Origin of the sequence: Runella sp., assembly GCF_965279615.1 — a bacterium.
Classification (GTDB): domain Bacteria; phylum Bacteroidota; class Bacteroidia; order Cytophagales; family Spirosomataceae; genus Runella.
Window position 1 is genome coordinate 4,164,022 of sequence record NZ_OZ257252.1, and the last position, 22,444, is coordinate 4,186,465.

Below are 22,444 nucleotides of genomic sequence, written 5' to 3' on the forward strand. Positions count from 1 at the left end.
AACAGACTCGTATACATAATACCTACTGCCTGTTCGTTAATTTAGTAAAGTCCCATCCTCTTATTTAGTTCTTTTAAATTATGATTCTACTATGGCAACTATGTTAGAGTTTATGAAGACTGTACTTGTGAAAGTCAGTTTTGACAAAAAACTGTTTGAAAAAGAGTTGCGCAAAGCACTAAAGGTGCTGTTGCCCGATGATGTAAAACGGCTGAAAGCGTGGTGTTATGAACATTTTAGTGACAAATACCATGTTGTGTTAAATTTGTATTTTAGTAGACATCAACTGGCCCTTTAGTTTCTAAACGCCACAAAAAAGCCCCTCGTGTTAGTCACGAGGGGCTTTTTTTATGGAGTACACTCGCTATTATGCTTTTTTCTTAACGGGTGCTTTGGCAGGAGTCTTAGCTGCAGGCTCCGGAGCAGGTGGTGGAGGTGGGTTCAGAAAATCATTTGCCACTTTATTACCCGGATCTATTTCCAACAGTTTAGTAAACCATTCTTTTGCTTTTGCCTCATCTTTCAATGTGATCACACTGTAAGCTCCAAGAACTTGGTAAAACAACTTCAAGTTGGCTTTTTTAGCGTCATCCATCGGGGCAGTATCAGCCAGAGCCATCTTAATATAGTTTTCCATCAATGGAATGGCGATTCCATTGGTCATCGCTTCTTCCCGACTATATGCAAAATAATTAGCTTTTGCACGTTGGGCGTGAGCATACAGATAATCCGGTTTACGCTCGATCATCTTCATGTACAAGGAGTCCGCAGCCATAAAGTAATTGCGTTTTTTCTCACGCAAAGCCAAAGAGTCAGGTCCTGAAGCAAAGATTTTATTTGCTACATTGTATAAAGGCAACGAAAGGTTTACGTAATCCTGCAATACCGGGTTTTTTTCACGACCGATCACCTTTCTGTAGTATACAATTGCGTTTTCGTAGTCTTTCGCAGCATTATAGAAAGCAGCGATTTCTTTGTATCCGTTATCAACGGTATCCATTTCTGCGGCCTTTACTAAGTTGGCAATGGCGGCAGCGGTATCAGCCGGTGAAACACGCAACATTGCATTACCCAGGTACCGATAGTCATTGTCAATTGCTTTCTGCGGCGCTTGCTTCAAAAACTTATTTAAGTTTTCAATTGCTTTTTCGTATTGATTCTCTTTATAAGCAGCCCATCCCTGCATACGAAACAGTACATCGCTGGTACGGCCGCTGCTCATTACCTTAGCAACTTTCGTATTTACTTTCGCAAATTCTTCGGCAACGAAGTTAAACTGTGCACTGCGCAATATTTCATCATCGGTGGCACATACGCCTATTTTCTCAATATAAGCATCTTTATAACGTGACGCCTGCTTATATTGCCGTACAAAGAAATAAAGCTCTGCGTATTCATTGTTTGCGGGAGCATAATCAGGGTCAACTTCAATGGCTTTCTTAAAGTTGGTCTGTGCCAATTCATAGTTCCGGCCTCCCCAATAAATTTTAGCTACTTTAGCAAAGGCCTTTCCTAAACTTGGAGTGGCGTTGATCGCATCTTCATAGGCAGATACAGCAGGGCCTGCTTCTCCTTTGATATAAAATGCATCGCCTTTTGCCATGTATACTTCATGGTTTTTCTCGCCGCCTTTCAGCATCAACGCAATAGCTATATCAGCCAATGCAATTGCCTGGGCAGGATCTGTTGTTTTATAGATAGGCTTCATTGAATCTATCACAACATAACCGGTGTATGCTTCGCTGATACGTTGCAGTACACTTACATTTTTGTTTTTGGTTGCTTTCAGAACCTCTGTAAAAATTGTTTGAGCTCCTGTTCTGTCGCCTTGTGCTAAAGCAACAGCTCCCATTCCTACCTTATTCAGGTTTTCTTTGCTCTTAAGATCGGCAGCCAATCCTTTTTCAAAAGCAGCTTTCGCAAGGTCGGGCTGCTTGGTGCGGAGATAGTAGTAGCCTAAGTAGAACTGGTTGTCAGCAGAAGGTGTAGCAGTAGCCAACTTCTCAAAAGTCTCTTTGGCCAAGCATGCTTGGTTTCCGTCTAACTGCTTTAAACCGGTGGCGATGTCTTGCGCAGAAGTCTGGCCGTAAACAAACGCACTCGCTGCAAACGCTACCAACCACGATTTGAATCTAATATTCATCTTTCAGTAGGTTGAAAATGGAGGTGATATATAAAAAAGTTTAAATGACTCAAACAACGGGTAACAAAACTATGAAATTGTCCCCTAACCGAAAAATTTTATATGTCTTTCTTTATAATTACTTCCCGATTAAATGGTTTTGTAGGCCAAAGACCACATTTTTCGATAACTAAACTGCCTACATCCCGCATGATATAATTAACTAATCCGCTTCCTAAACCCGAATGCATTTCACGGCTTATGACGTAGACTTTGCGATGTAGGGGATATCTCTTCCATTTTAAATCGCCTTGAAATGGCTGATAATAGTCCTCTTTGGAAGCATTTAGCTTTTCAGCAACTCCCATTACCCGCAGTCCTTGCGAAAGCTCAGCCGTAAGCGGAGCTTCACCATCGCTAATCCAGCTTACACCGATAAATCCTAAAGCATTTGGATTTTGCTTTACATATTCAATAACTTTTTTGTTTGACCCTGCCGAAAAAACAGTAAGCCCTTTTACATCCGACAGGCCAAATTTTTTCATAATAAAGTTAAGGTTGCTTGAATTAGCATTATCAAATACCAAGATAATATTTCCTGTTTGATTACTGTTTCCAAGCTGTGGCCAGGTTTTGATCTTCCCTTTAAATATACCGGATAATTGGTCTAAGGTAATAAGGCTATCTTGGTTAGAACGGTTTGTTAATAATGCAACACCATCAGTAGCAATATATTGAGGATTGTATTTTATGCCTTTGGATTTAAAAACCCTTTGTTCATCCGGCGTAAATTCTCGAGTAATAAAGGCCAGGCGCGCGCTGTCTTTCAGCATAAAAGCCGCTGCTTGGTGTTCGGGCAGATAGCGAACATTAAAGTGTGTTTCGGGAAATGTGTGCTGATAAGCTTCATAAAGCTGATCAATGACCGGTTGGAGAGATTCATCAGCCGTAATGGTGATGTTACCATGAGAAGTGGAATCTTCCGGTCTCTTGCAAGAAGCTGCCAATAGTATTAAAAATACGAAAAAAGCGCTTCTAATCATTATCATTTTGGTACTGAATATATCCACGATAAAAACGATATCCACCATACACGATCAACATCCCGCCAAACAAATACCTGATTACCCCGGAAGGCAACATACCAAAAGTAGCGGAGGAGGCCACCAAAAAGAGGCCTCCTCCTAAATATGCCAGCCCAATTGCCATCGAAAGCATCGATGATAGTCGCTGGTAAAATGGCTTACGCTTCATGCTACTTATTCCAAGACGAAGCTAATCGGCAAATTGTATTTTACCCGAACGTTACGGCCGGATTGTTTTCCCGGTTTCCATTTGGGCATTCCTTTTACCACACGGATAGCTTCTTCGTCACAACCGAAGCCGAGACCTTTCAGCACAGCAATATCCTGGATACTGCCATCCGTGTTTACAACGAATGTTAAAAACACTTTTCCGGATACGTTTGCGCGTGAAGCCGCTGCCGGATACTTGATATTTTTGCCTAAGTACTGACCCAATGCACCCAATCCACCGGGGAATTCAGGGTTTTGTTCAACTACTTGGAAAACCTGATCTTCTACAGGAGCTGCTTCTACTACTTTTACCTCTTCTTTGACAGGAGCAGTTTCTTCAGGAGCAACGATTGCTTCCTGCGCATTTTCGTCCCCTTCCTGTGTTTTGTCAGCAACTACTGCTTTTTCCAATTCTTCCACTACCGGTGGAGGAGTTTCTTCAGGTACTTCTTCATCTTTCTTTACCTCAGGAGGAAGAAATTTGATAGTAGCCACTTTGGGTATTTCAATCGGCGGCGGTGGCGGCGGCGGCGGTTCGTTAGGGTCGATTGGCGGTGGCGGAATCTTCATCAAGTCCATTTCTGTCATGTTCAATTCCTGTTCTTCATTAGGAATCAGACTGATGAGGGCCGGAGAGAGCATCGCCAAGACAAACAGACCGATTCCAATAAACATGGATTTGGTAAGCGTTGGACGATATACTTTTCTCAGGTCATACGCACCATACGCTTTATTGCGGTTCTCGAATATAATATCATCGAGAGTTGCCGCGGTTGCTTTAATTTCAGCCATTGCGTTTGGTTATTTTTTAGAATAAAATGCGGTTAATTTATCTTGTCTCCCAAAAGTTCTTTTTCGGAAGTCGTGAGCGCATCTACAAGCGCATAACGTTTACTCTTAGTCACAGCCATCTCATCAAGCACATCTACCATATTCTTATAGGTGCTGCTTTTGAGTGGCTTAATAACGACCACAAATTGACTTAAACCTTTGTCATCTTTGCCGTGTTCACGGTCTACCTGTGCCTGTGATTGAAAAATAAATGTACGCAATTCAGGACCGTAAGACACTTTCTTCAGATCTGCTTTGGCTTTTTCATCATCTGCTGCGATGCGATCAAGCGCCCACACAGTGTTGTCTTTACCTAAAAATAAAGTCAATACTTTTGAAGCTTTTAGAGGCTCCGTTTCCTGAGGTTGATCTTGATTCTGTTTATCAGGCACCGCCAAAGACATTGACTTAGGCTTGCTGAGCGTAGTGGCCAAGATGAAGAACGTAATGAGCAGGAAGCCCAAGTCCACCATCGGAGTCATATCAACGCGCGTAGAGGCTTTTTTACTGCGGACTTTCTTATCACCATGTCCGCCACCACCACCTTGTGCTATTTCTGCCATTTTCTTAAAAGAGTTTTATAGTGGTTTAGTTTACTTATCTGACGTCCAGCCCGCAGGTGGAGCTTCAGAACCCGTGATCAAGTTAAACTTGTTGATGTTTTGGGCTTGTAATGACGCCATCACATCTTTGAAAACAGGAAACTTAGACACGTTGTCACCTTTGATAGCAATACGAAGTCCGTTGTTAGCGCGGCGAGCTTGATATATCCACTTAGCTAACTCGTTTTGGGCAGTTGAATCCGTTGGAATTCCCGGTTGAGGAATATCCTTCATTTTATCAGGAGTTGTTACTCCTACATTCAACCATTGAGGCAAAGAGCGAATAGGAACACCAAAGTTAGATTGAAGTGAGAAAACTTTTTTCTGCTTATCAGAAAACTGTAATCCTTCCGTTTGGGAAATATTCTCCAGCATTGCTAAGCGCGTCTGTTGATTATCCACTCCAAAATATACTTTCCCGTCTTTGCCTATGCTAATAATCATAATGTCATTATCCGGAACCGGGATTGCGGAGATTGACGATGGAGTTTCGATGGTTGCTGCATCTTGTGACTTGAACTGAGCCGTCAAGATAAAGAAGGTTAGCAGCAAAAAAGCCACGTCGCACATCGCCGTCATATCCATCATCGGAAAATTCCGTTTGGGTTTTATAGCAGGCATATTACTTTCGGTTTAAATTGACAATACAAATGTAGAACACAAACAAATACAAAGCAAATATTTATATATAATTTTTTTATATATGATACTTGCTAAGTAGGCTTCTAGTTATGAGCTGAGAAGTTTTGTTGAATGCTCAAACCGATTTCGTCAATTTTGTAGGTCAACGTATCAATGCGGCTTGTGAAGTAGCTATACATGATAGTTGCAATCGCTGCAGTACCGATACCTAACGCTGTGTTTACAAGAGCTTCAGAGATACCTGTTGCAAGAGCACCGGTATCAGGAGCACCTGTGTTACCCATAGCGGCAAATGCACGAATCATCCCCAATACCGTTCCAAGGAGTGCAGTCAATGTAGAAACTGACGCTAAGGTTGCGATGATGGTCAGGTTTTTCTCAAGCATAGGCAGCTCAAGGCTGGTAGCTTCTTCTACTTCTTTCTGAAGGGCCGCCAGTTTTTGATCTTTTGTCAATTCAGTTTCAGTACGAAGTTCGATGAACTTGTGCAATGCTGTTTTTACAACATTACCAACTGAACCTTTTTGTTTGTCGCACTCTTTGATAGCCGCTTCAATTTCGTTTTTGTCAAGAAGGCTTTTGATTTTGCGAACAAACTCATCAATTGAACCTGATCCATTGGCACGGCCAAGGATGAAGAAACGCTCAATTGAGAAAACTAATACTGTTAAAAAACAGGTAAACAACAATGGCACGATAGGTCCCCCTTCATAAACGATACCAAAATAATCACCGGATTTTGGTCCTTTTTCGTGGTCACCATCTACAAAGTGACTGGCGTCACCGCAAATGAAGTTGTACACTAAGATACCGATAACCAACAGTACAGGGATTACCAAAATGGGGTTAAGACCACCAGCTTGTTTTTTAGGAGCGGCCGCCTTGGCCGGTGCGGGAGATGTAGCCTTCTTTTCCATCAGACTTACTTTTAGGGTTTAATTGAAAAATAGTTTAAGTGTTTGCGCTGTAAAGAAAACGAAAATTTTAAACGGTTAATGCTTTAACCAAGAAAATTTTTGTTGGTGATTTCATAAAATACTTATGAAAAATGCGGTACAAAGCTATAAGATTTCAGAAAAAAAACTGTCAAATCGTATGTTAGTTTTTTTTAATTTTTTTATAATCTTTCTTTACCAATCGACTTTCCCGAAGAAGAATCGTCATCATCAAGTAAACGGCTTCACCTGTTTTTGTTACGTAACTGCTATGTTATCAAGCCAAAATACTTAGTTTAACAATAAAATCAGATACATTTCAAAAGCTTATTCCAAAGCATTTAGAAATCACATTTTACTCTAACTAAGTTTTCGCGGTCGTAAAAAAAACAGAATCCGACTTAGTTGGGAGATGCAATTGAGAGTTGTTTTTTTAGGTAAATCAGATGAAAAAATCAGGCAAGAGTTCATTGTCATTCACTTCGGTATATTTATATCTATCAAAATTTGTGACTCCACTCTCACGCAGGACATCTTCATCGATAAAAAAGTTACCCGTACATTCCCGACTGTTCTTACTGAAAACAGTATAGGCAGCGTCTGCCATAATTTCCGGCTTTCGACATTTTTGGATGGATTGCTCGCCTCCCAAAAGGTTACGAACTGCGGCGGTTGCAATAGCTGTTCTGGGCCAAAGTGCATTAAAAGCTACGCCTTGTTTTTTAAATTCCGCAGCCATTCCCAATACACACATACTCATCCCAAATTTCGCCATTGTATAAGCTACGTGCGGAGCAAACCAACGAGATTCCATGTTAAGAGGAGGCGAAAGATTTAATACATGTGGGTTCGATGCTTTCAGTAAGTGCGGCAGGCAGGCTTTACTGGTAAGAAATGTACCCCGGGTGTTGATTTGATGCATCAGGTCATACCGTTTCATGTCTGTCATGAGCGTTGGTGTAAGCTGAATAGCGCTGGCATTATTTACCAAAATATCAATTCCACCAAATACCCTTACTGCTTCTTCTACAGCACTATACACTTGACTTTCTTCCCTGACATCCACTATAAGGGGTAAGGCTTTGCCGCCCGCAGCTTCAATTTCGGCAGCCGCTGTATAGATCGTTCCCGGCAATTTGGGGTGGGGTTCCGTCGTCTTGGCAGCAATAACAACATTGGCTCCTTCCTGTGCCAATCGAAGCCCAATGGCTAATCCGATACCCCGACTTGCGCCCGTAATAAAGGCTGTTTTTCCTTGAAAATGGTTCATGATTTAGGTAATAGGTATATTTATAACACTACTATAAAAGCACTATTGGCACGATTTATGATTTGAGAGTCTAAACATTGTTTACACGAAGGTAAGCGACCTCAATGATAGAAAAAATAGATTCTCTGAATTGGGGTCTAAAAATCAAAGTATGAAATTACGCTCAACTTTATGTTCGGTTATAATGACTGTCTTCTTTGGTTACCATGCATCTGTTTTGGCGCAGGGTAACTGTGATGACCCGGCAGCACCCGTCATAAGCTGTCAAAAACAGGTCAGTTGTGCGGGCCAACCGGTAGTATTAAAAGCCACAGGTTGTGATGGTATCGTTGAATGGTCAAATCAAAAAACCGGCTCAACTTTAACTGTTTATCCAACGCTTACAAATACGTATAAAGCTGTTTGCATAAAAGGCGAATGTAAGAGTAAAGTCTCCAATGAGCTTATTATTTCTATCACTGTTCCTGCCACTCCGATAGTTGAAGCCACTAAAAATAAAATATGCCTGGGGGATACTGTTGTGTTAACCGCAAAGGGATGTAACGGTGACATTATTTGGTCAAATGGGATGTTGGGTAAAACAATTTCCGTCCAACCCGTTGCTACTGCCAAATACACCGCCACATGTCGTACGGAAGGGTGTGTAAGTTGCTTTGCAGATGATATTATCATCACAATCATGGGAGGCGAACCTTTATTTTTAAAGGCTTCGCAATCCGTTATTTGCCAAGGACAAAGCAGTATTTTATCGGCTGTCGGTAACTGTGCCGGACAGGTAAAATGGTCAACAAACGAAACCGGACGAACAATTACGGTGAAACCGAACCAAACAACTGACTATTGGGCACTTTGCGAAACAGCAGGTTGTGTACCCGTCAAAAGCTCACTGAGCGTTCGGGTTTCTCCACCTTCCCCCCCTGTCATAGCAGCGGGCAAAAGCATCATTTGCTTGGGTGAAAGTGTAGCCATATCAGCAGAAGGATGCGCAGGAATTGTTAAATGGAGCAATACAATGGAAGGAAAAACGATAACTGTTTCGCCTATCGAAAAAACATCCTATTCCGCACGCTGTGAGCAGGGCACTTGTCAAAGCGGCGAGTCGGCTCCCGTTACCGTTGATATGAAAGGAGCAATTCCCGCAAAACCTCAGATCGTACAGGAATTAATAAATCAATGCCCTTACACGACCGTTGATTTATCATCTGCCATTACTGCACATGCTCCCGCAGGTATTGTTTTTGAGGCACATATGAGCAATTCTCCCACGTCCCCTTTGGTATCGGGTGTCGGATCAATTGCTGAGAATCGCACCTACTATCTGTTTGCTCGTGACCAAAACAATTGTTATAGTGAACCGGCATCCGTCAAAACAGTTATTAATGCATGCCAAAATGCGTTGCCTCTCTGTACAACAAATCCTGCAACGGCAACTATTGTCAAAGCAGAATTGACCGCTTCAGGCAATTTTTCGTTGCAGGGAATAATCGGTGGTGTTGCATCCGTTGGGCAATGGAAAAGCAACGGTTCAGGAACCTTCAATACTGCTGCGGGATTGGCCGTAATTTATACGCCTTCGTCGGAAGATCGTCAGGCAGGCAATGTTACTATTCAATTTTCCAGCGATGACCCCGACGGTGAGGGCCCCTGTAAAGCCGGTGTTGAAGTAAAAGAATTGAAGATCAAGACTGCACCTACACTTTCAAAGGAAATGATCGGTGTTAATAAATCAGTAAAAGGTTGGACGCGTCTTGCAGAGAATCTGTTTGAAATTGAATATACCATTCAAGTGGTCAACATGGGAAAATATGAACTTAAAAACCTTCAACTTCTGGACAGTTTGGATAATGTTTTTACCAATGGTGCAATTCTTGTTGGCACACCTACCGTAAAGGTCGTTGACCCTTCGGTAAATACGTCGGATACAACAGGCATTAATACGGCTTATACCGGGCAAACCGGACACTATAATCTCTTCACAGAAGAATCGGTGACTTTGGTATCCGGACAAACACGCACAGTGTCACTTAAAGCAATCGTAAACGTTGCCAACGCCAAAGACAGTATATTTTATAATACTGCTTATGCCCGGGCAATAGATGTAAACGGCAATGTGTGTTCAGATAGATCAACCAATGGAAATTGGCCTGATCTTAATCAGAATGAAGACCCGACCGATGATGCATCTCCTACTGCTATCTCACTGAACACGTTGAAAAACACGGGAAATGATTTCTTCATCCCTGAAGGTTTTTCTCCGAATTCGGATGGCATTAATGACTTTTTGACCATAAAAAAACCGGTCGGCAGTACCGCCTCGCTGGAAGTTTATAATCGTTGGGGTGGACTTGTGTACAGAAATGCAGATTATAAGAACGACTGGAACGGTGGTATTACCGCCCAAAACAACGTACCTGCCGGTACTTATTTTTACGTAGTGAGGTTAAGTGACGGGCGAGAATTTTCAAAGTTTTTAACAATAAATCGTTAAAACCAATTCGTTAAAATAATATTCCAATTAGCTGGCGTGAAGGGGACTTTAAAGCATATACCCAATATGATTAGAATAAAATATTTTTGTCTGGCTGTCCTTTTTTCAGCCATTACATTCGCACAAACACCGGTGCGAGAATCGTTATTGCAGCAGGCCAATCGACAATTTGATACACAGGCGTATGCCAAAGCGGTCGCTCTGTACCAGGAAGTACTCAGTCAAAACTTATTGCCGCTTCAACAACGCCAACAGGTGTTGTTGAACGTAGCCGCTTCCTATTTCTATTTGGGGGATAATGTAAAATCGGAAGAATCTTACCGAGCAGTGTTTAACGAAGGCTCTATCAATGATTTACCGGTTTCAAATTATCTGAACTACGCAAAGGTTCTTGCCAATAATGGTAAAATGCAGGAATCGCAAAAATATTACGACCTTTACCAAAGTAATAAACTCGCTGAAAGTCGAAAAAATCAGAGCGCGGAAACATTTACGAAAAAACGCATTACCTATCGTTTGGAATATCTCGCCATTAATACTCCTGATGCAGAGTTTAGCCCAATGTATTATAAAGAGGGGTTGGTGTATGTATCGGGAAAAGCAGCCGGGGCAGTCTCTTCCGAATCAACCCAAAAAGGATATTTGGACCTGTTTTATGTTAACAATGCAAGCGAGATCAAAGCACTGAGTACCTTGAATGCCGATGGCACAGAGGTTGACGCAAAAGGTTCCCGTAGAATTCCCACCCCTTCCCAAACAAGAAGACTTGGCAGCGATTCTTATACCAAAACCACTTCCAATGATTCCCGTACGCTTGGTTCTTACAGCGGGTATGGTTTGAATGATCAATCTGCCGATCAAAAAATCGGTGCTAAATCGGGGAAGGCTGTTTCTTTCAGCAAAGAATTGAATACAAGATACCATGAAGGCCCCGTTACTTTCTCGGGCGACGGTTCGCAAATTATTTTTACAAGAAATAACTTTAACGAAGGCCAAAAGGGAGTAAGCGACGACAATAACATTAAATTGAAATTGTACAGTGCCCGGTGGGGCAACGGCGATTGGACAAATGTGCAGGAGCTTCCATTCAACAGCAATGAATATTCAACCGCTCACCCTTCTTTGAGTAAAGACGGCTCATTGCTGTATTTTGTTTCAGACATGCCCAAAGGAATGGGAGGAAAAGATATTTATGTATCTCGCTTTGAAAACGGTCAATGGTCAACACCTATTAATTTAGGAAAAGAATTGAATACAAAACAGGATGAGGTATTTCCCTTTGTTGATGCCCGTGGCAATCTGTATTTCTCTACAGCAGGCCGTAAAGGCGGATATGGCGGCTTGGATTTGTATTACGCAGTTCTGAGCAAGGATGGGACAAAGGTTATTGAAGTTATTCATTTAGATACGCCCATTAATTCGAAAGAAGACGATTTCGGGCTTATTACCGACGCCGCTCGAACTTCAGGATATTTCAGCAGTAACCGCCGCGAAGGCAATGATGACATTTATCGTTTCACACGGGAAAGTTCACTTTATGAATGTCGGGAATTGCTTGTGCGGGTTTTTGACAACCAAACGCAACAGCCTCTCGACAGCGCTACCATCACTGTAAAATCAAAGGCAGGCGATCAGGAACCTGATAAATCGCTGCAAACCGATGCAAATGGTTGGGTTCATTTATGTTTGGCTTCAAACAATGATTTTATATTTAATGTCTCTAAAAGTGGTTTTGTAGACAATACAATTGGTTTTTCAACGCGTTATTTAACAGATGACAAACCAACTCGTTTGGAATTGGGAATGGAACCCTTTGTGGTAAGCAACATTTTGACCTCTACTGCAACTACTGAAAAAAAAAAGATTTCGACCGATGACAGCATTTCAGCATTAAAACACTCCCGAGTACGAGGTATTGTCCGCACCGAAACAGACCGGCAGCCAATTGAGGGGGTTTTAGTTAAATTGCGTAACGAGTGTGATAAAAAAATATACGAATCCATTACCGGACCTGACGGGCGATATGACTTTGAAATAGCCGAAGGCTGCGATTATACATTGATCTACTCCAAAGATACTTACGGAACAAATACCGTTAAGATCAGCAAGGTACCCAAGAAAGCGGTGCCAAAAGTACTTTCCAATGACATTGGGTTATTGAAAAAAGGTGACATCGTTAAGCTTGATAACATTTATTACGATCAGGGAAAAGAAGGTATCCGTCCCGACGCGGCTCGGGAATTGGAGAAATTGGTAGCCACGATGAAGCGTTATCCCTCATTACAGGCAGAAATTCTCTCACATACCGACAGCCGGGGAGATGCTAACTTTAATCGAGTATTATCTCAAAAAAGAGCTCAGGCAGTAGTCGATTATATGGTTTCAAAAGGTGTGACCTCCAAACGTCTGAAACCTACCGGAATGGGAGAAAGCATGCCCGTTAACGGTTGTGTAGACGGCGTTATTTGTACAGAGGCTGAATACCAACGTAATCGACGTACAGAATTTAAAGTTTTGGAAATCAGATAATTAATTACTTTCATAGAAAAAGGAGAACCATAATCCGGTTCTCCTTTTTCTTTTTTTATTGAGCGTAATCCATAAAACGCCTATTTTTGAGGCTTCGGTCAGCGCATTTATTTTTGGCAAGACCTTTAACCATTAAAGACGCAACAATGGGCTTCCGCTCTTTTCTTAGCAAACCGCTCTCTCAATTCATTGTTAATCGCCAACAGGACTGGGTATACAGCGCACCGGCAGCTCAACACCAATGGCGTAAAAAATTGATCGAAACAGCCCGTACTACTGCCTTTGGGCGCGATCACTTTTTTAAGGATGTTGCTTCTTATGATGATTTCAAACAGGCAGTTCCCGTTCGGGATTATGAAGATCTGAAAGGATATATTCAGCAAATAATCGACGGTCAGGACGATATACTGTGGCCGGGCAAACCTATTTATTTCGCCAAAACATCAGGAACCACCTCCGGTACCAAGTACATTCCCATCAGTAAAGATTCTATTTCCAATCATATCAATTCGGCACGCGACGCGCTCCTTAATTATGTTCACGAAACCGGCAAAGCAGAATTTCTGGATAAAAAGCTCATTTTCCTATCAGGAAGCCCCGTATTAGATACCAAAGGGAGTGTGCCTACGGGAAGATTGTCGGGAATTTCCAATCACCACGTACCCGCTTACCTGCGCACCAATCAACTGCCGAGTTACGAAACCAACTGCATTGAGGAATGGGAAGAGAAATTGGAACGAATCATTGACGAAACCATTTCACAACCCATGTCGCTCATTTCCGGCATTCCGCCCTGGGTTCAGATGTATTTTGACCGAATCATTGCCCGAACCGGTAAACCTATTAAGGATGTTTTTCCTGAATTTCAACTCTTTGTTTACGGTGGTGTCAATTTTGAACCGTACCGAGCAAAGTTGTACGAATCCATCGGAAAAAAAATAGACTCTATCGAGATGTATCCTGCTTCTGAGGGTTTTATTGCTTATCAGGATTCTCAACACGCTGAAGGGTTGCTGTTATTGGCAGATACAGGAATTTTCTTTGAATTTATTCCAACCGAAGAATTTTTCAATGAAAATCCAACGCGTTTATCGTTGGAGGAAGTTGAAGTTGGTAAAAACTATGCGCTTATCATCAATAATAACGCAGGATTATGGGGTTATTCTATTGGCGATACGGTCAAGTTTGTCTCCAAAAATCCTTATCGTTTGCTCGTAACGGGGCGAATCAAACATTTCATTTCAGCTTTTGGCGAACACGTCATTGGGGAAGAAGTTGAAAAAGCGCTCAAATATGCCATGGAAAGGCAACCCGAAACGGAGGTAGTGGAATTTACCGTTGCGCCAATGGTCACTCCTTCAGAAGGGCTCCCCTACCATGAATGGCTCATTGAATTTGCAACTGCTCCGAATGACCTGCAACGTTTTGCGTTTGATATTGACCAACGCCTTGCCAAATTGAATGTTTATTACGACGATCTCATTTCCGGAAGCATTTTACGCCCTTTAAAGATTACGTCATTGCCTAAAAATGCCTTCATTGATTACATGCGCTCGCAAGGTAAATTAGGTGGGCAAAATAAGGTTCCGCGCTTAGCAAATGATCGCAAAATTGCCGACTCGCTGGTCAAAAGCTAACAAAATTTTCTGTAAAGCTTCCAAAGTTAAGCCGTCGTATACGACGGCTTAACTGTTTTATCCCATCTATTCTTTGTTGATTTCCTCAGAATACAAATTTGCGAAAAGTGTACAATTGGCTCGTTTTTTGCGGGCTTCTATGACCGTTAAATAATTATTTTGCTCCAATAAAAAACAGAGCATTATATTGCAAGTCCCTGATAATCATCAATAAATTTCTAGGGTGTTGAACAATTTTTGCGTACCTTTACGTTAATATAGCCTCACAGCTATAGAAAAGCGAGGTACGCCACTCTTCTTAAAAGGCATACTCCGCAATGTTTAACTAACCAAAAATCGTTTTGAAAAGAAGACAATGTATCATTCTATCAACGCTTTTGTTGTCAAGTTTAGGAGCTGAAGCCGAGGGCTTCAATGAATCCTCATGTATTCGTTTTTGTAATGAGCCGCTTCCGGTCTATGAAAATCAAGTACTTCATTATTTCCAATCTGCATTGCTCCACACGGCCAGTATGCCGCTGCATCAAATCAAGCCAAGAGCGCAGAAATTCTTTCAGGTCATTGACCCAATTTTAAAACAATATCAAATTCCGCTTGATTTTAAGTACCTGTGTGTTGTAGAAAGTGCGCTCAACCCTAAGGCCATCTCCCACAAAGGAGCGTATGGCTATTGGCAGTTCATGCCACATACTGCACGTGCTATGGGCCTCGTTGTAGACGGTCCCAAAGACGAACGCGAGAACCTGGTCAAATCTACGCATGCTGCCTGTCAGTATTTTTTAGATCTGTACCGCCAACTCGGTTCATGGTCGTTGGTAGCGGCGGCTTATAATGCCGGTCCGACGAAAGTAAAACGGTATTTGTCCGCTCGCGGCAAAACGAGTTATTATAATCTCCGGATCAGTGCTGAAAATCGCCGTTATTTATACCGCGTTTTGGCGGCTAAGGAGCTTTTTACTCGTCCGGAACTGTATGCGTTAGTGATAAGTGAAGAAATGACCCTTCAAAAGTTCATCCGACAACAGGGACTTGCGTTAGGGCTTATCGCTCCGCTAAAGATCAAAGTTAAAGCGGCCAAAAACAATGAATGGCTTCTTGAAGAAACGGAGTCAACTTTGAATGAAGGCTTTTTAACAGGTTTCGATGAATTGATTTCGTTATCGTTTAAACGTAACGGAGCATTTCGTCATACCAACCTTGAAGCGGTCGATGAGTTGGAGTTCGGGCAGAGCACCGACTCTAAACCCAGCTTGTATCTATGGAGAGCGCCTCGGGTTAATTCTCGCCGACGTAACGACCTAAAAGCCTTATTGGCTGAGGCAAGAAGTAAAACCTCTCGTACTCCCGAATTAAATTCTAATTTGGCGTAGGCAGATTATTTTAAAGTTATCCTTAATTAAAAAGCGCGATTTCGAAGGAAATCGCGCTTTTTAATTAACACGTAAATGCTGTTAAGCTTGTTTAACCAATTGGATATTGATATGCAACTTAACTTCGTCGCTTACTACAATACCGCCGGCTTCCGTTACTGCCGCCCAGTTCAAGCCAAAATCTTTACGATTAATCTTACCTGATATCTCAAAGCCTACTTTGTTATTACCGTAGAAATCAAGCATCTGTCCGCCATACTCCGCAGAAAGGGCTACTGATTTAGTTACACCTCTAAGGGTCAGATCACCGACAATAACGTATTCGTCGTCGCTTTTTTGAGTGAATGAAGTAGATACAAAAGAAAGTGTAGGAAAATTCTCAGCATCGAAAAAATCTGCACTTTTAAGGTGCGCATCGCGCTGTTCCATATTGGTATCAATGCTGTTGATATCAGCACTGAATTTAACAGAAGCGCCTTCAAAACTATCTCCGTCTGTTTCGGCAGAGCCTTCAAACGATTTAAAGCTTCCTGTTACGGTCGAAATAACCAAGTGTTTCACTTTAAATTGCACTTCTGAGTGTGTTGGGTCTATTGTCCAAGCTGTTTTTGTGGTAGCCATTGTCTTATGTAAGTTTTATGTAAATCAAAATTGATGATGCAAATTTATATGTATATACATTTAATGTCAAGACATTTTAAACATTTATTTTTCATTCCATAAAAAATGCTGCCGGTAAAGGATTCTTACCGGCAGCATCAGCATATATAGTACAGCTAATTTTTGCGCTATACCAATTCAGCTATTGGAGAGATTGGAGCTACTTGCGCATCTGTTTTGCGAATGTAGGTTTTAAAAAAACTTCTTATTTTTAAATAGAGCACCCCCAAGACCGCCTCCTTAAAAATCTTGGTTGACATTTTGGACACGCCTTTGGTACGATCCGTAAAAATGATAGGTACTTCTGTCATTTCATAACCGTACTTCCAAGTGTTGAATTTCATTTCGATTTGAAACGCATAACCTACAAAACGAATATCATTTAGCCCAATTCCCTGCAATACTTCCCGTTTGTAGCAAATAAAACCCGCCGTAGGGTCCATGATTTCCATCCCCATTATGAAGCGGACATACACTCCCGCAAAATAAGACATCAACACACGCCCTATAGGCCAATTAACCACGTTCACGCCTTTAATGTAACGAGAGCCAATCGCCACATCATTCCCATCTTTTGCACATGCAGTGTACAATCGTACTAAGTCTTCAGGATTATGGGAGAAATCAGCATCCATTTCAAACAAGTAACGATACCCTTCACCAATCGCCCATTGAAATCCATGAATATATGCCGTTCCGAGTCCTTGTTTGCCTTTACGTTCCAGCAAATGCAAGCGCTCGGCATATTCCAACTGAAGTTGTTTTACTTTTAAGGCCGTACCATCCGGCGAGCCATCGTCTACCACAAGCACGTCAAAAGGATGTGAAAGACTGAAAACCTTACGGAGAATCGCCTCAATGTTCTCAATCTCATTATAAGTAGGAATAACTACAAGGTTCTCTTTGAAGGTTCCCATATCTTTCATTAGGTTAAATTAGTGTCGAGTTCTTCGTTGAAAAAGGCATTGAAAATAGGGTTAATAACAGCATGACAAATATCAGGCCATTTCGTACGTTAAGCAGCAGGACCCACAAAAACTTCATTTCAACCAAGCGATGATAAGAGCCCGGATAGATGAATATTGTAATCATAAACGCTGCCGCAAAACAATAAAGTATTTGGGAGCGCAAAAAAGGAATAATCGGTAAAAGCCATATAAGATATTGGGGGGATAATACCTTATTGCATACCAAAAACAGCAGTAAAGCAGCCGCAAAGGCAATCAACAACATCTCAACCGAAACACCGATCTGCTTACTGAAATAGCGATAAATAACTCCCGATAGCGCGAGATAACAAATCGGGAATCCCCATGACAGCACCTTCAACAGCGAATCAGTCCAAGAGGTAACGAGATGAATAGCTCCGTAATTAGAGATTGTTTCCAAAGGAGCGTCTATTATTTTATACCAAAGCAGCAATCCTCCTCCCACAAAACTTTCGATCTGAATACCTCTCAAACGATGATATTTTAGAAATATCACCACATCATTTCCTGCCAAAAGATACATTACGGTAAAAATTACCGCCGAAAGCGCCGAAAATCCACCCAAAAACAACAACAGAAAACGATACTGCTTATTTATAAAATAGTATACAATAATCGGCGGAAGTAGAACGATAGGGTACAATTTGGCAAAAATACCGGCCGCCAACCAACTGCCGGAAACACCCGGAGATTGCTTCACTATAAAATAAACAGTCAGAATAGTCAATAAAGCGACAAAGCCATCGTATCTAAAAAGAAATATGGGTAAACTGATGCCCCATAGCATCCAATAGATTCTGCTGATCTCAAGCGCTCGAACTTCCTCCAAGAATGCTTGTGCCGTTTTTAACACCACCCGACCCATATACAATCCCAGAAGAATATTTTGCAAGACAAAAAACACCACAAAACCTTGAAATCCGGTAGTTCCTATCTGACACAATAATTGTGGAATTAGGGTAGGAATAACAGCTAACGGCGGATATTCTGACGGGAAATCACGATAAGGTAATAAATGATCTACAATGATACGTTTAGACAAGTTAAAGTAGACCTGTAAATCTCCCAACTGCACCGAGAAATTTCGAATGGTAATTACTACCTCAAAACAGAAAAACAGCCCGATAAACACGAAGGTGTATTTTTTTAACAGGGCTGAGCTCATGGATGGTATTGGGTCGAAAAAACTAATAGGATTTTACAGCATCAATAAAACAGCGCACTTTGTCGGGATCCGTATCAGGGTAAACTCCGTGTCCTAAATTTGCGATATAACGCTGTGTACCAAAGGCCTCCAGCATTTTTCGAACTTCGGCTTTTATCTGACCAAACGATGAATAAAGTACACAAGGGTCTAAATTCCCCTGCAATGTTTTGTTTGGAATCAGTTTTCGGGATTCTTCAATATCCATGTTCCAGTCCAGACCTACAACTTCGCAATTCAGCTCACCGATTTCCCGGCGGGCAAAAAAGGCACCTTTGGCAAAAACCGTAACCGGCGCTTCTGTTATAGCGTCACATATTTGTTTGATGTATGGCAGAGAATACTCCCGATATTGCACCGGCGACAATATTCCCGCCCATGAATCAAAGATCTGAACCAAATTGGCCCCTGCCGCGATTTGCGCCTTTAGGTAAGAAATAGTGCTGTCCGTAATTTTTTGGAGCAGTTGATGCGAAAATTCGGGATCGGCATACAAGGCTTTTTTAGCCACTGAAAATGTTTTTGAACCTTTGCCTTCCGTCATGTAACAAAAGATGGTAAACGGTGCCCCGGCAAAACCGATCAAAGGCACTCGTCCGTTAAGTTCTTTTTTTACAATACGAATCGCATCTAATACATATCCTAAATCAGCTTCAGGTTCTGCCACTCTCAATTGGGCAATATCTTCCATTGACTTTACTATTTTCGGAAAAACGGGGCCACGCTTTTCTTCCATTTCGTAAGGCAGGCCCATGGCTTCGGGCACCACCAAAATATCGGAGAAAATAATAGCTGCATCTACTCCCAGCAAATCAACAGGTTGAAGGGTTACTTCGGCAGCCAGTTCAGGATTTGTGGCCAATTTGATAAAACTGCCCGCTTTATCACGTACGGCGCGGTATTCGGCCAGTATTCGGCCGGCCTGTCGCATCATCCAAACCGGTACACGCTCGGTCTTTTCTCCCCGCGCAGCGCGCAGAAGAAGATCGTTTTGTAATAATTCCATACTGCAAATGTACAAAGAAGGATGTAGTCAGAATTGCGCGTTGGGGAGAAATATCAACAACACAGCCCAAAGAAGATATAAAAAATGTTAAAATGTTATTTTACCAAAAGATTTTTGGCAACCTCATGACTTACGAACAAGGTTCGATCATTATCGATCAACACGTTCACTGATTTATCAAAATCGCTGATTTCATTAACTTTTAATTGGCAGCCAAGGGTCAAACCGGCTTTATCTAAGTGTTGAAGAAATGCCGGAGAATGCTCCGAAACACCTGTCATGATCACATCGTCGCCTTTTGTGACCTCTGAAAGTTTACGATAAATAAATGGCGGCATTTCTCCCGCGGCGTTGGGGATAGGATCGCCGTGCGGGTCAAATTTTGGATAACCTAAAAAAGCATCCAGTTTTTCTATTAATCGTTCTGAACGTATATGTTCAAGTTCTTCGGCAATAACGTGTACTTCATCCCAGCCAAATTGCAGTTTTTCAGCCAGAAATACTTCCCATAGACGGTGTTTGCGAATCACTAATAACGCAAGCCGCTCACCTTCTTCAGTCAGCGTGACACCGCGGTATTTTTGGTAATTGATCAATCCTTTCTCTGCCAGACGCTTAAGCATATCCGATACCGACGCGGCCCGCGTATTGGTGCTGTCGGCGAGTGCGTTGGTTGAGACCCATTCTTCCGTCCCTACTGACAGATAGAATATGGTCTTGAGGTAATTTTCTTCCGTGAACGAATACAAGATGTTAACTTTTGTTTCAGCAAAAAAACAAAAATTACCTCACTTTTCTGTGCTTAATATTTCAATATCTTTGATAAGCTGTTGGATTTCAAGCTCAAGCGTTCCATTATAAATTCCCCGAATGTGTTTTGACTTATCAACAAGCAAAAAATGCTCTGTGTGCAGAAATTGTGTACTGTCTTTTGTATACCCAATATTTTCTTCCGCAAAGTACGATTTTCGGGCCAAATCATAAATTTCTCCCTTTGCTCCGGTCAGTAAATGCCACTTACCTGAAATAACACCTTTATGCTGCGCATATTCTTTCAAACGCTCAGGAGTGTCGATCCAAGGCGTTACACTGTACGACAGGAGTACCACATCTTTATTGTTTCGATATGAATCCTGAATTTTTTTCATTTGATTTGTCATCTTCGGACAAATACTTGGGCAGGAGGTAAAAAAGAAATTAGCAATATGGATTTTTCCTTCAATTGCCTTCTCCGAAATTGTCTCATTATTTTGGTTAACAAACGAGAATTTTCGGATTCGATGCGGCACTTTCACCTCTATTTCGCTCGAATTTTCTAAAAAAACGGGCGTAAAATCGGGGGTATTGTAAAAAGGCAGGGCTAGAGTAGACGTTTCGGTCGAAGTATTACAGCCCGCCAACAACCCGCTTAGTGCGCAGATCAGGAATGCTGTCGGCCACATTAACGCAGTTTTTGGTGCCCAATAATCCATATCTTCGATTGTTTTTAATGATATAATTACTTCTTAATTGGCCATTATCATACCACATACGCTGTTGACCTTCTTCTTGTCCCAGATGATAATTCATATCGCGATAGGGTTGACCACTCTCGTCCCACTCCTGCACGTTTCCTTCATACATATCATCCTGAAAATGAAAGAGAAACTTTCGCTTGCCATTGGGCCACCAGCCTTTATGAATGCCCTCTTTGTGCCCATTTTTAAACAGGCGTTGTTCTTTCAGTTGGCCGTTTTCGTACCAAAAATTTGCTTTCCCTTCTTCTTTGCCGCTTAGAAAACCAACCGAAAAGGCTGTATCACCGGAAGGATAAATCGAAAAAAGGCGTCCTGAAACAGGCTTTCCGGCGGCGGTAGTGACACCGCCGGCGGTTCGTATTTTGAACGAATCGGCAGACAGGTAAACCTCTTGTGAAGTATTTTTACAAGATGCTCCTATCAGCCCTAAACCTATTATAACGTTGAGTAATTTTTTTATTGAAAAAACCTTTAGAGCAGCCATTTTCCTGTGAAACTGTTATTGAGAAACAGTGCCTGCTGTACCATAAAATCCGCTCCCGTTGATGTACGGGTCGTCGGCAGTGATGTGGTAATGATAAATACCATTGGGATAATCGGCCGTGGCGTGCGAGTGACCGTGAAAGGCATCTAAATCTTTACTCGTGACCGTTTTACCGTTTTCGGTAGGTCCATACACCGGAAACCCATCCAATAAGAACCCTAACAACGCATCTTTGCCTTTGTTTTTGGTCAAATACAACGGTTCCACATGGTAATGATACTGCCCTTGTTGCTGAGGGTGGCCACCATATTGGTCAAAACCATTGACTTCATCGGTCAGTGCCGCACGCCCGGCAGCATATTGATTAAAGAAAGGAACGCCGTTGAGTGAAACCCCCATCGGCCCTAAAGGCGTTTGGCCTGAGACGCTCGCTTTTGTAGGATTAAGTGGAATTTTGAAGGTGAGCGTTTGAGCGGCTATTGTATTGGGTGCCGCCCCCCACTTTGTGTTTGTGCCGTTGTAGGCTTCATACATTGTACTTTCCCACTTTGTTCCTTTAAAGTAAGGGCTTTTATGATCAGGAATGCCGTTGGTAATTTTAACTACAACAAAATTTCCTTCAACGTAAATATCGCTCGCTCCGTAGATTTTTTTATAAACGTCCGGAACTGTTGCGCCTACATTCGTGGTAGGATTGGTGGTTGTGTCAGCGGTTACTTCTTCTTTGTTACATGCATTGATCGCCATTAAAATAACGGCCAACAAAATGCTTTTTACCGATGCTTTCATTTTCATTCAGTTTTGGATTTTTAATGTATTTCTTTGTTAGACGGTACATTGTTCAAAAACCTTCGCTTTTTATG

At 41.9% G+C, this 22,444-nt stretch carries 21 protein-coding genes; 5 read left to right on the forward strand and 16 right to left on the reverse strand.

The window, feature by feature from the left end; translation table 11 throughout:
- Window positions 1–100 precede the first annotated feature (100 nt).
- Window positions 101–298 (forward strand): hypothetical protein, encoded by a 198-nt coding sequence (locus ACQY73_RS17815; RefSeq protein ID WP_428668487.1) that lies wholly within the window; start codon window positions 101–103, stop codon window positions 296–298.
- 69 nt (window positions 299–367) lie between these two features.
- Here ACQY73_RS17815 and ACQY73_RS17820 read toward each other — a convergent pair whose 3' ends face one another.
- The 8 genes from ACQY73_RS17820 to ACQY73_RS17855 form a co-directional block, all read right to left on the reverse strand.
- A complete protein-coding gene (locus ACQY73_RS17820; protein WP_428653295.1) occupies window positions 368–2,143 on the reverse strand; it encodes a tetratricopeptide repeat protein in 1,776 nt (591 codons plus the stop codon).
- Between the two features lie 98 nt (window positions 2,144–2,241).
- Window positions 2,242–3,165: a PstS family phosphate ABC transporter substrate-binding protein gene (locus ACQY73_RS17825; RefSeq protein ID WP_428653297.1), complete on the reverse strand. Its 924-nt coding sequence runs from the start codon at window positions 3,163–3,165 to the stop codon at window positions 2,242–2,244.
- Window positions 3,158–3,376 carry a hypothetical protein gene (locus ACQY73_RS17830; RefSeq protein WP_428653300.1) on the reverse strand — a complete coding sequence of 73 codons (219 nt, stop codon included), beginning with the start codon at window positions 3,374–3,376 and terminating at the stop codon, window positions 3,158–3,160. The genes ACQY73_RS17825 and ACQY73_RS17830 overlap by 8 nt, the downstream gene beginning before the upstream one ends.
- 5 nt (window positions 3,377–3,381) lie before the next feature.
- On the reverse strand, window positions 3,382–4,209 hold the full coding sequence (locus tag ACQY73_RS17835; RefSeq protein WP_428653302.1) for an energy transducer TonB: 828 nt from the start codon (window positions 4,207–4,209) through the stop codon (window positions 3,382–3,384).
- 32 nt (window positions 4,210–4,241) lie between these two features.
- Window positions 4,242–4,811: an ExbD/TolR family protein gene (locus tag ACQY73_RS17840; RefSeq protein WP_428653304.1), complete on the reverse strand. Its 570-nt coding sequence runs from the start codon at window positions 4,809–4,811 to the stop codon at window positions 4,242–4,244.
- 30 nt (window positions 4,812–4,841) lie between these two features.
- Window positions 4,842–5,471, reverse strand: coding sequence for an ExbD/TolR family protein (locus ACQY73_RS17845; protein WP_428653306.1), 630 nt, complete (start codon window positions 5,469–5,471; stop codon window positions 4,842–4,844).
- 104 nt (window positions 5,472–5,575) lie between these two features.
- Complete coding sequence (locus ACQY73_RS17850) at window positions 5,576–6,409, reverse strand: MotA/TolQ/ExbB proton channel family protein (protein WP_428653308.1); 834 nt, start codon at window positions 6,407–6,409, stop codon at window positions 5,576–5,578.
- A 460-nt stretch (window positions 6,410–6,869) separates the two neighbouring features.
- On the reverse strand, window positions 6,870–7,697 hold the full coding sequence (locus tag ACQY73_RS17855; protein WP_428653311.1) for an SDR family oxidoreductase: 828 nt from the start codon (window positions 7,695–7,697) through the stop codon (window positions 6,870–6,872).
- A gap of 151 nt (window positions 7,698–7,848) precedes the next feature.
- Here ACQY73_RS17855 and ACQY73_RS17860 point away from each other — a divergent pair, with 151 nt between their 5' ends.
- The 4 genes from ACQY73_RS17860 (at window position 7,849) to ACQY73_RS17875 (ending at window position 15,721) form a co-directional block, all read left to right on the forward strand.
- The gene (locus tag ACQY73_RS17860) at window positions 7,849–10,185 is read left to right on the forward strand and encodes a gliding motility-associated C-terminal domain-containing protein (protein ID WP_428653313.1); all 2,337 of its coding nucleotides are present in this window, start codon (window positions 7,849–7,851) and stop codon (window positions 10,183–10,185) included.
- A 66-nt stretch (window positions 10,186–10,251) separates the two neighbouring features.
- Entirely contained in the window at window positions 10,252–12,714 is a 2,463-nt protein-coding gene (locus ACQY73_RS17865) for an OmpA family protein (RefSeq protein ID WP_428653315.1), read from the forward strand.
- A gap of 146 nt (window positions 12,715–12,860) precedes the next feature.
- Window positions 12,861–14,351 (forward strand): GH3 auxin-responsive promoter family protein, encoded by a 1,491-nt coding sequence (locus ACQY73_RS17870; RefSeq protein WP_428668489.1) that lies wholly within the window; start codon window positions 12,861–12,863, stop codon window positions 14,349–14,351.
- 341 nt (window positions 14,352–14,692) lie between these two features.
- On the forward strand, window positions 14,693–15,721 hold the full coding sequence (locus ACQY73_RS17875) for a lytic transglycosylase domain-containing protein (protein WP_428653317.1): 1,029 nt from the start codon (window positions 14,693–14,695) through the stop codon (window positions 15,719–15,721).
- Window positions 15,722–15,802: 81 nt separating this feature from the next.
- On the opposite strand, the gene ACQY73_RS17880 is transcribed toward ACQY73_RS17875, so the two are convergent.
- The 8 genes from ACQY73_RS17880 to ACQY73_RS17915 all read right to left on the reverse strand — a co-directional run bounded on the left by ACQY73_RS17880 (window position 15,803) and on the right by ACQY73_RS17915 (window position 22,370).
- Window positions 15,803–16,342, reverse strand: a complete 540-nt coding sequence (locus ACQY73_RS17880) for a YceI family protein (RefSeq protein WP_428653319.1) — start codon at window positions 16,340–16,342, stop codon at window positions 15,803–15,805.
- Window positions 16,343–16,509: 167 nt separating this feature from the next.
- The gene (locus ACQY73_RS17885) at window positions 16,510–17,298 is read right to left on the reverse strand and encodes a polyprenol monophosphomannose synthase (protein ID WP_428653321.1); all 789 of its coding nucleotides are present in this window, start codon (window positions 17,296–17,298) and stop codon (window positions 16,510–16,512) included.
- Between the two features lie 13 nt (window positions 17,299–17,311).
- Window positions 17,312–18,535 (reverse strand): hypothetical protein, encoded by a 1,224-nt coding sequence (locus ACQY73_RS17890; protein ID WP_428653323.1) that lies wholly within the window; start codon window positions 18,533–18,535, stop codon window positions 17,312–17,314.
- Window positions 18,536–18,557: 22 nt separating this feature from the next.
- Complete coding sequence (gene hemE, locus ACQY73_RS17895; protein ID WP_428653326.1) at window positions 18,558–19,580, reverse strand: uroporphyrinogen decarboxylase; 1,023 nt, start codon at window positions 19,578–19,580, stop codon at window positions 18,558–18,560.
- A gap of 95 nt (window positions 19,581–19,675) precedes the next feature.
- Entirely contained in the window at window positions 19,676–20,329 is a 654-nt protein-coding gene (locus ACQY73_RS17900; RefSeq protein ID WP_428653328.1) for a metal-dependent transcriptional regulator, read from the reverse strand.
- Window positions 20,330–20,368: 39 nt separating this feature from the next.
- The gene (locus ACQY73_RS17905) at window positions 20,369–21,022 is read right to left on the reverse strand and encodes an SCO family protein (RefSeq protein WP_428653330.1); all 654 of its coding nucleotides are present in this window, start codon (window positions 21,020–21,022) and stop codon (window positions 20,369–20,371) included.
- On the reverse strand, window positions 20,967–21,581 hold the full coding sequence (locus ACQY73_RS17910; protein ID WP_428653332.1) for a toxin-antitoxin system YwqK family antitoxin: 615 nt from the start codon (window positions 21,579–21,581) through the stop codon (window positions 20,967–20,969). The genes ACQY73_RS17905 and ACQY73_RS17910 overlap by 56 nt, the downstream gene beginning before the upstream one ends.
- 15 nt (window positions 21,582–21,596) lie before the next feature.
- Window positions 21,597–22,370 carry a YHYH protein gene (locus ACQY73_RS17915; RefSeq protein ID WP_428653334.1) on the reverse strand — a complete coding sequence of 258 codons (774 nt, stop codon included), beginning with the start codon at window positions 22,368–22,370 and terminating at the stop codon, window positions 21,597–21,599.
- Between the last annotated feature and the right edge of the window lie 74 nt (window positions 22,371–22,444).

Excerpts from the sequence above, each read along its gene's own strand:
- ACQY73_RS17855 (WP_428653311.1), bottom strand. The coding sequence starts at position 7,697 with ATGAACCATTTTCAAGGAAAAACAGCCTTTATTACGGGCGCAAGTCGG.
- ACQY73_RS17910 (WP_428653332.1), bottom strand. The coding sequence starts at position 21,581 with ATGGCTGCTCTAAAGGTTTTTTCAATAAAAAAATTACTCAACGTTATA.
- ACQY73_RS17830 (WP_428653300.1), bottom strand. The coding sequence starts at position 3,376 with ATGAAGCGTAAGCCATTTTACCAGCGACTATCATCGATGCTTTCGATG.
- ACQY73_RS17915 (WP_428653334.1), bottom strand. The coding sequence starts at position 22,370 with ATGAAAGCATCGGTAAAAAGCATTTTGTTGGCCGTTATTTTAATGGCG.
- ACQY73_RS17860 (WP_428653313.1), top strand. The coding sequence starts at position 7,849 with ATGAAATTACGCTCAACTTTATGTTCGGTTATAATGACTGTCTTCTTT.
- ACQY73_RS17825 (WP_428653297.1), bottom strand. The coding sequence starts at position 3,165 with ATGATTAGAAGCGCTTTTTTCGTATTTTTAATACTATTGGCAGCTTCT.
- ACQY73_RS17850 (WP_428653308.1), bottom strand. The coding sequence starts at position 6,409 with ATGGAAAAGAAGGCTACATCTCCCGCACCGGCCAAGGCGGCCGCTCCT.
- ACQY73_RS17880 (WP_428653319.1), bottom strand. The coding sequence starts at position 16,342 with ATGGCTACCACAAAAACAGCTTGGACAATAGACCCAACACACTCAGAA.
- ACQY73_RS17865 (WP_428653315.1), top strand. The coding sequence starts at position 10,252 with ATGATTAGAATAAAATATTTTTGTCTGGCTGTCCTTTTTTCAGCCATT.
- hemE (WP_428653326.1), bottom strand. The coding sequence starts at position 19,580 with ATGGAATTATTACAAAACGATCTTCTTCTGCGCGCTGCGCGGGGAGAA.
- ACQY73_RS17885 (WP_428653321.1), bottom strand. The coding sequence starts at position 17,298 with ATGGGAACCTTCAAAGAGAACCTTGTAGTTATTCCTACTTATAATGAG.
- ACQY73_RS17890 (WP_428653323.1), bottom strand. The coding sequence starts at position 18,535 with ATGAGCTCAGCCCTGTTAAAAAAATACACCTTCGTGTTTATCGGGCTG.
- ACQY73_RS17815 (WP_428668487.1), top strand. The coding sequence starts at position 101 with ATGTTAGAGTTTATGAAGACTGTACTTGTGAAAGTCAGTTTTGACAAA.
- ACQY73_RS17845 (WP_428653306.1), bottom strand. The coding sequence starts at position 5,471 with ATGCCTGCTATAAAACCCAAACGGAATTTTCCGATGATGGATATGACG.
- ACQY73_RS17905 (WP_428653330.1), bottom strand. The coding sequence starts at position 21,022 with ATGTGGCCGACAGCATTCCTGATCTGCGCACTAAGCGGGTTGTTGGCG.
- ACQY73_RS17835 (WP_428653302.1), bottom strand. The coding sequence starts at position 4,209 with ATGGCTGAAATTAAAGCAACCGCGGCAACTCTCGATGATATTATATTC.
- ACQY73_RS17840 (WP_428653304.1), bottom strand. The coding sequence starts at position 4,811 with ATGGCAGAAATAGCACAAGGTGGTGGTGGCGGACATGGTGATAAGAAA.
- ACQY73_RS17820 (WP_428653295.1), bottom strand. The coding sequence starts at position 2,143 with ATGAATATTAGATTCAAATCGTGGTTGGTAGCGTTTGCAGCGAGTGCG.
- ACQY73_RS17870 (WP_428668489.1), top strand. The coding sequence starts at position 12,861 with ATGGGCTTCCGCTCTTTTCTTAGCAAACCGCTCTCTCAATTCATTGTT.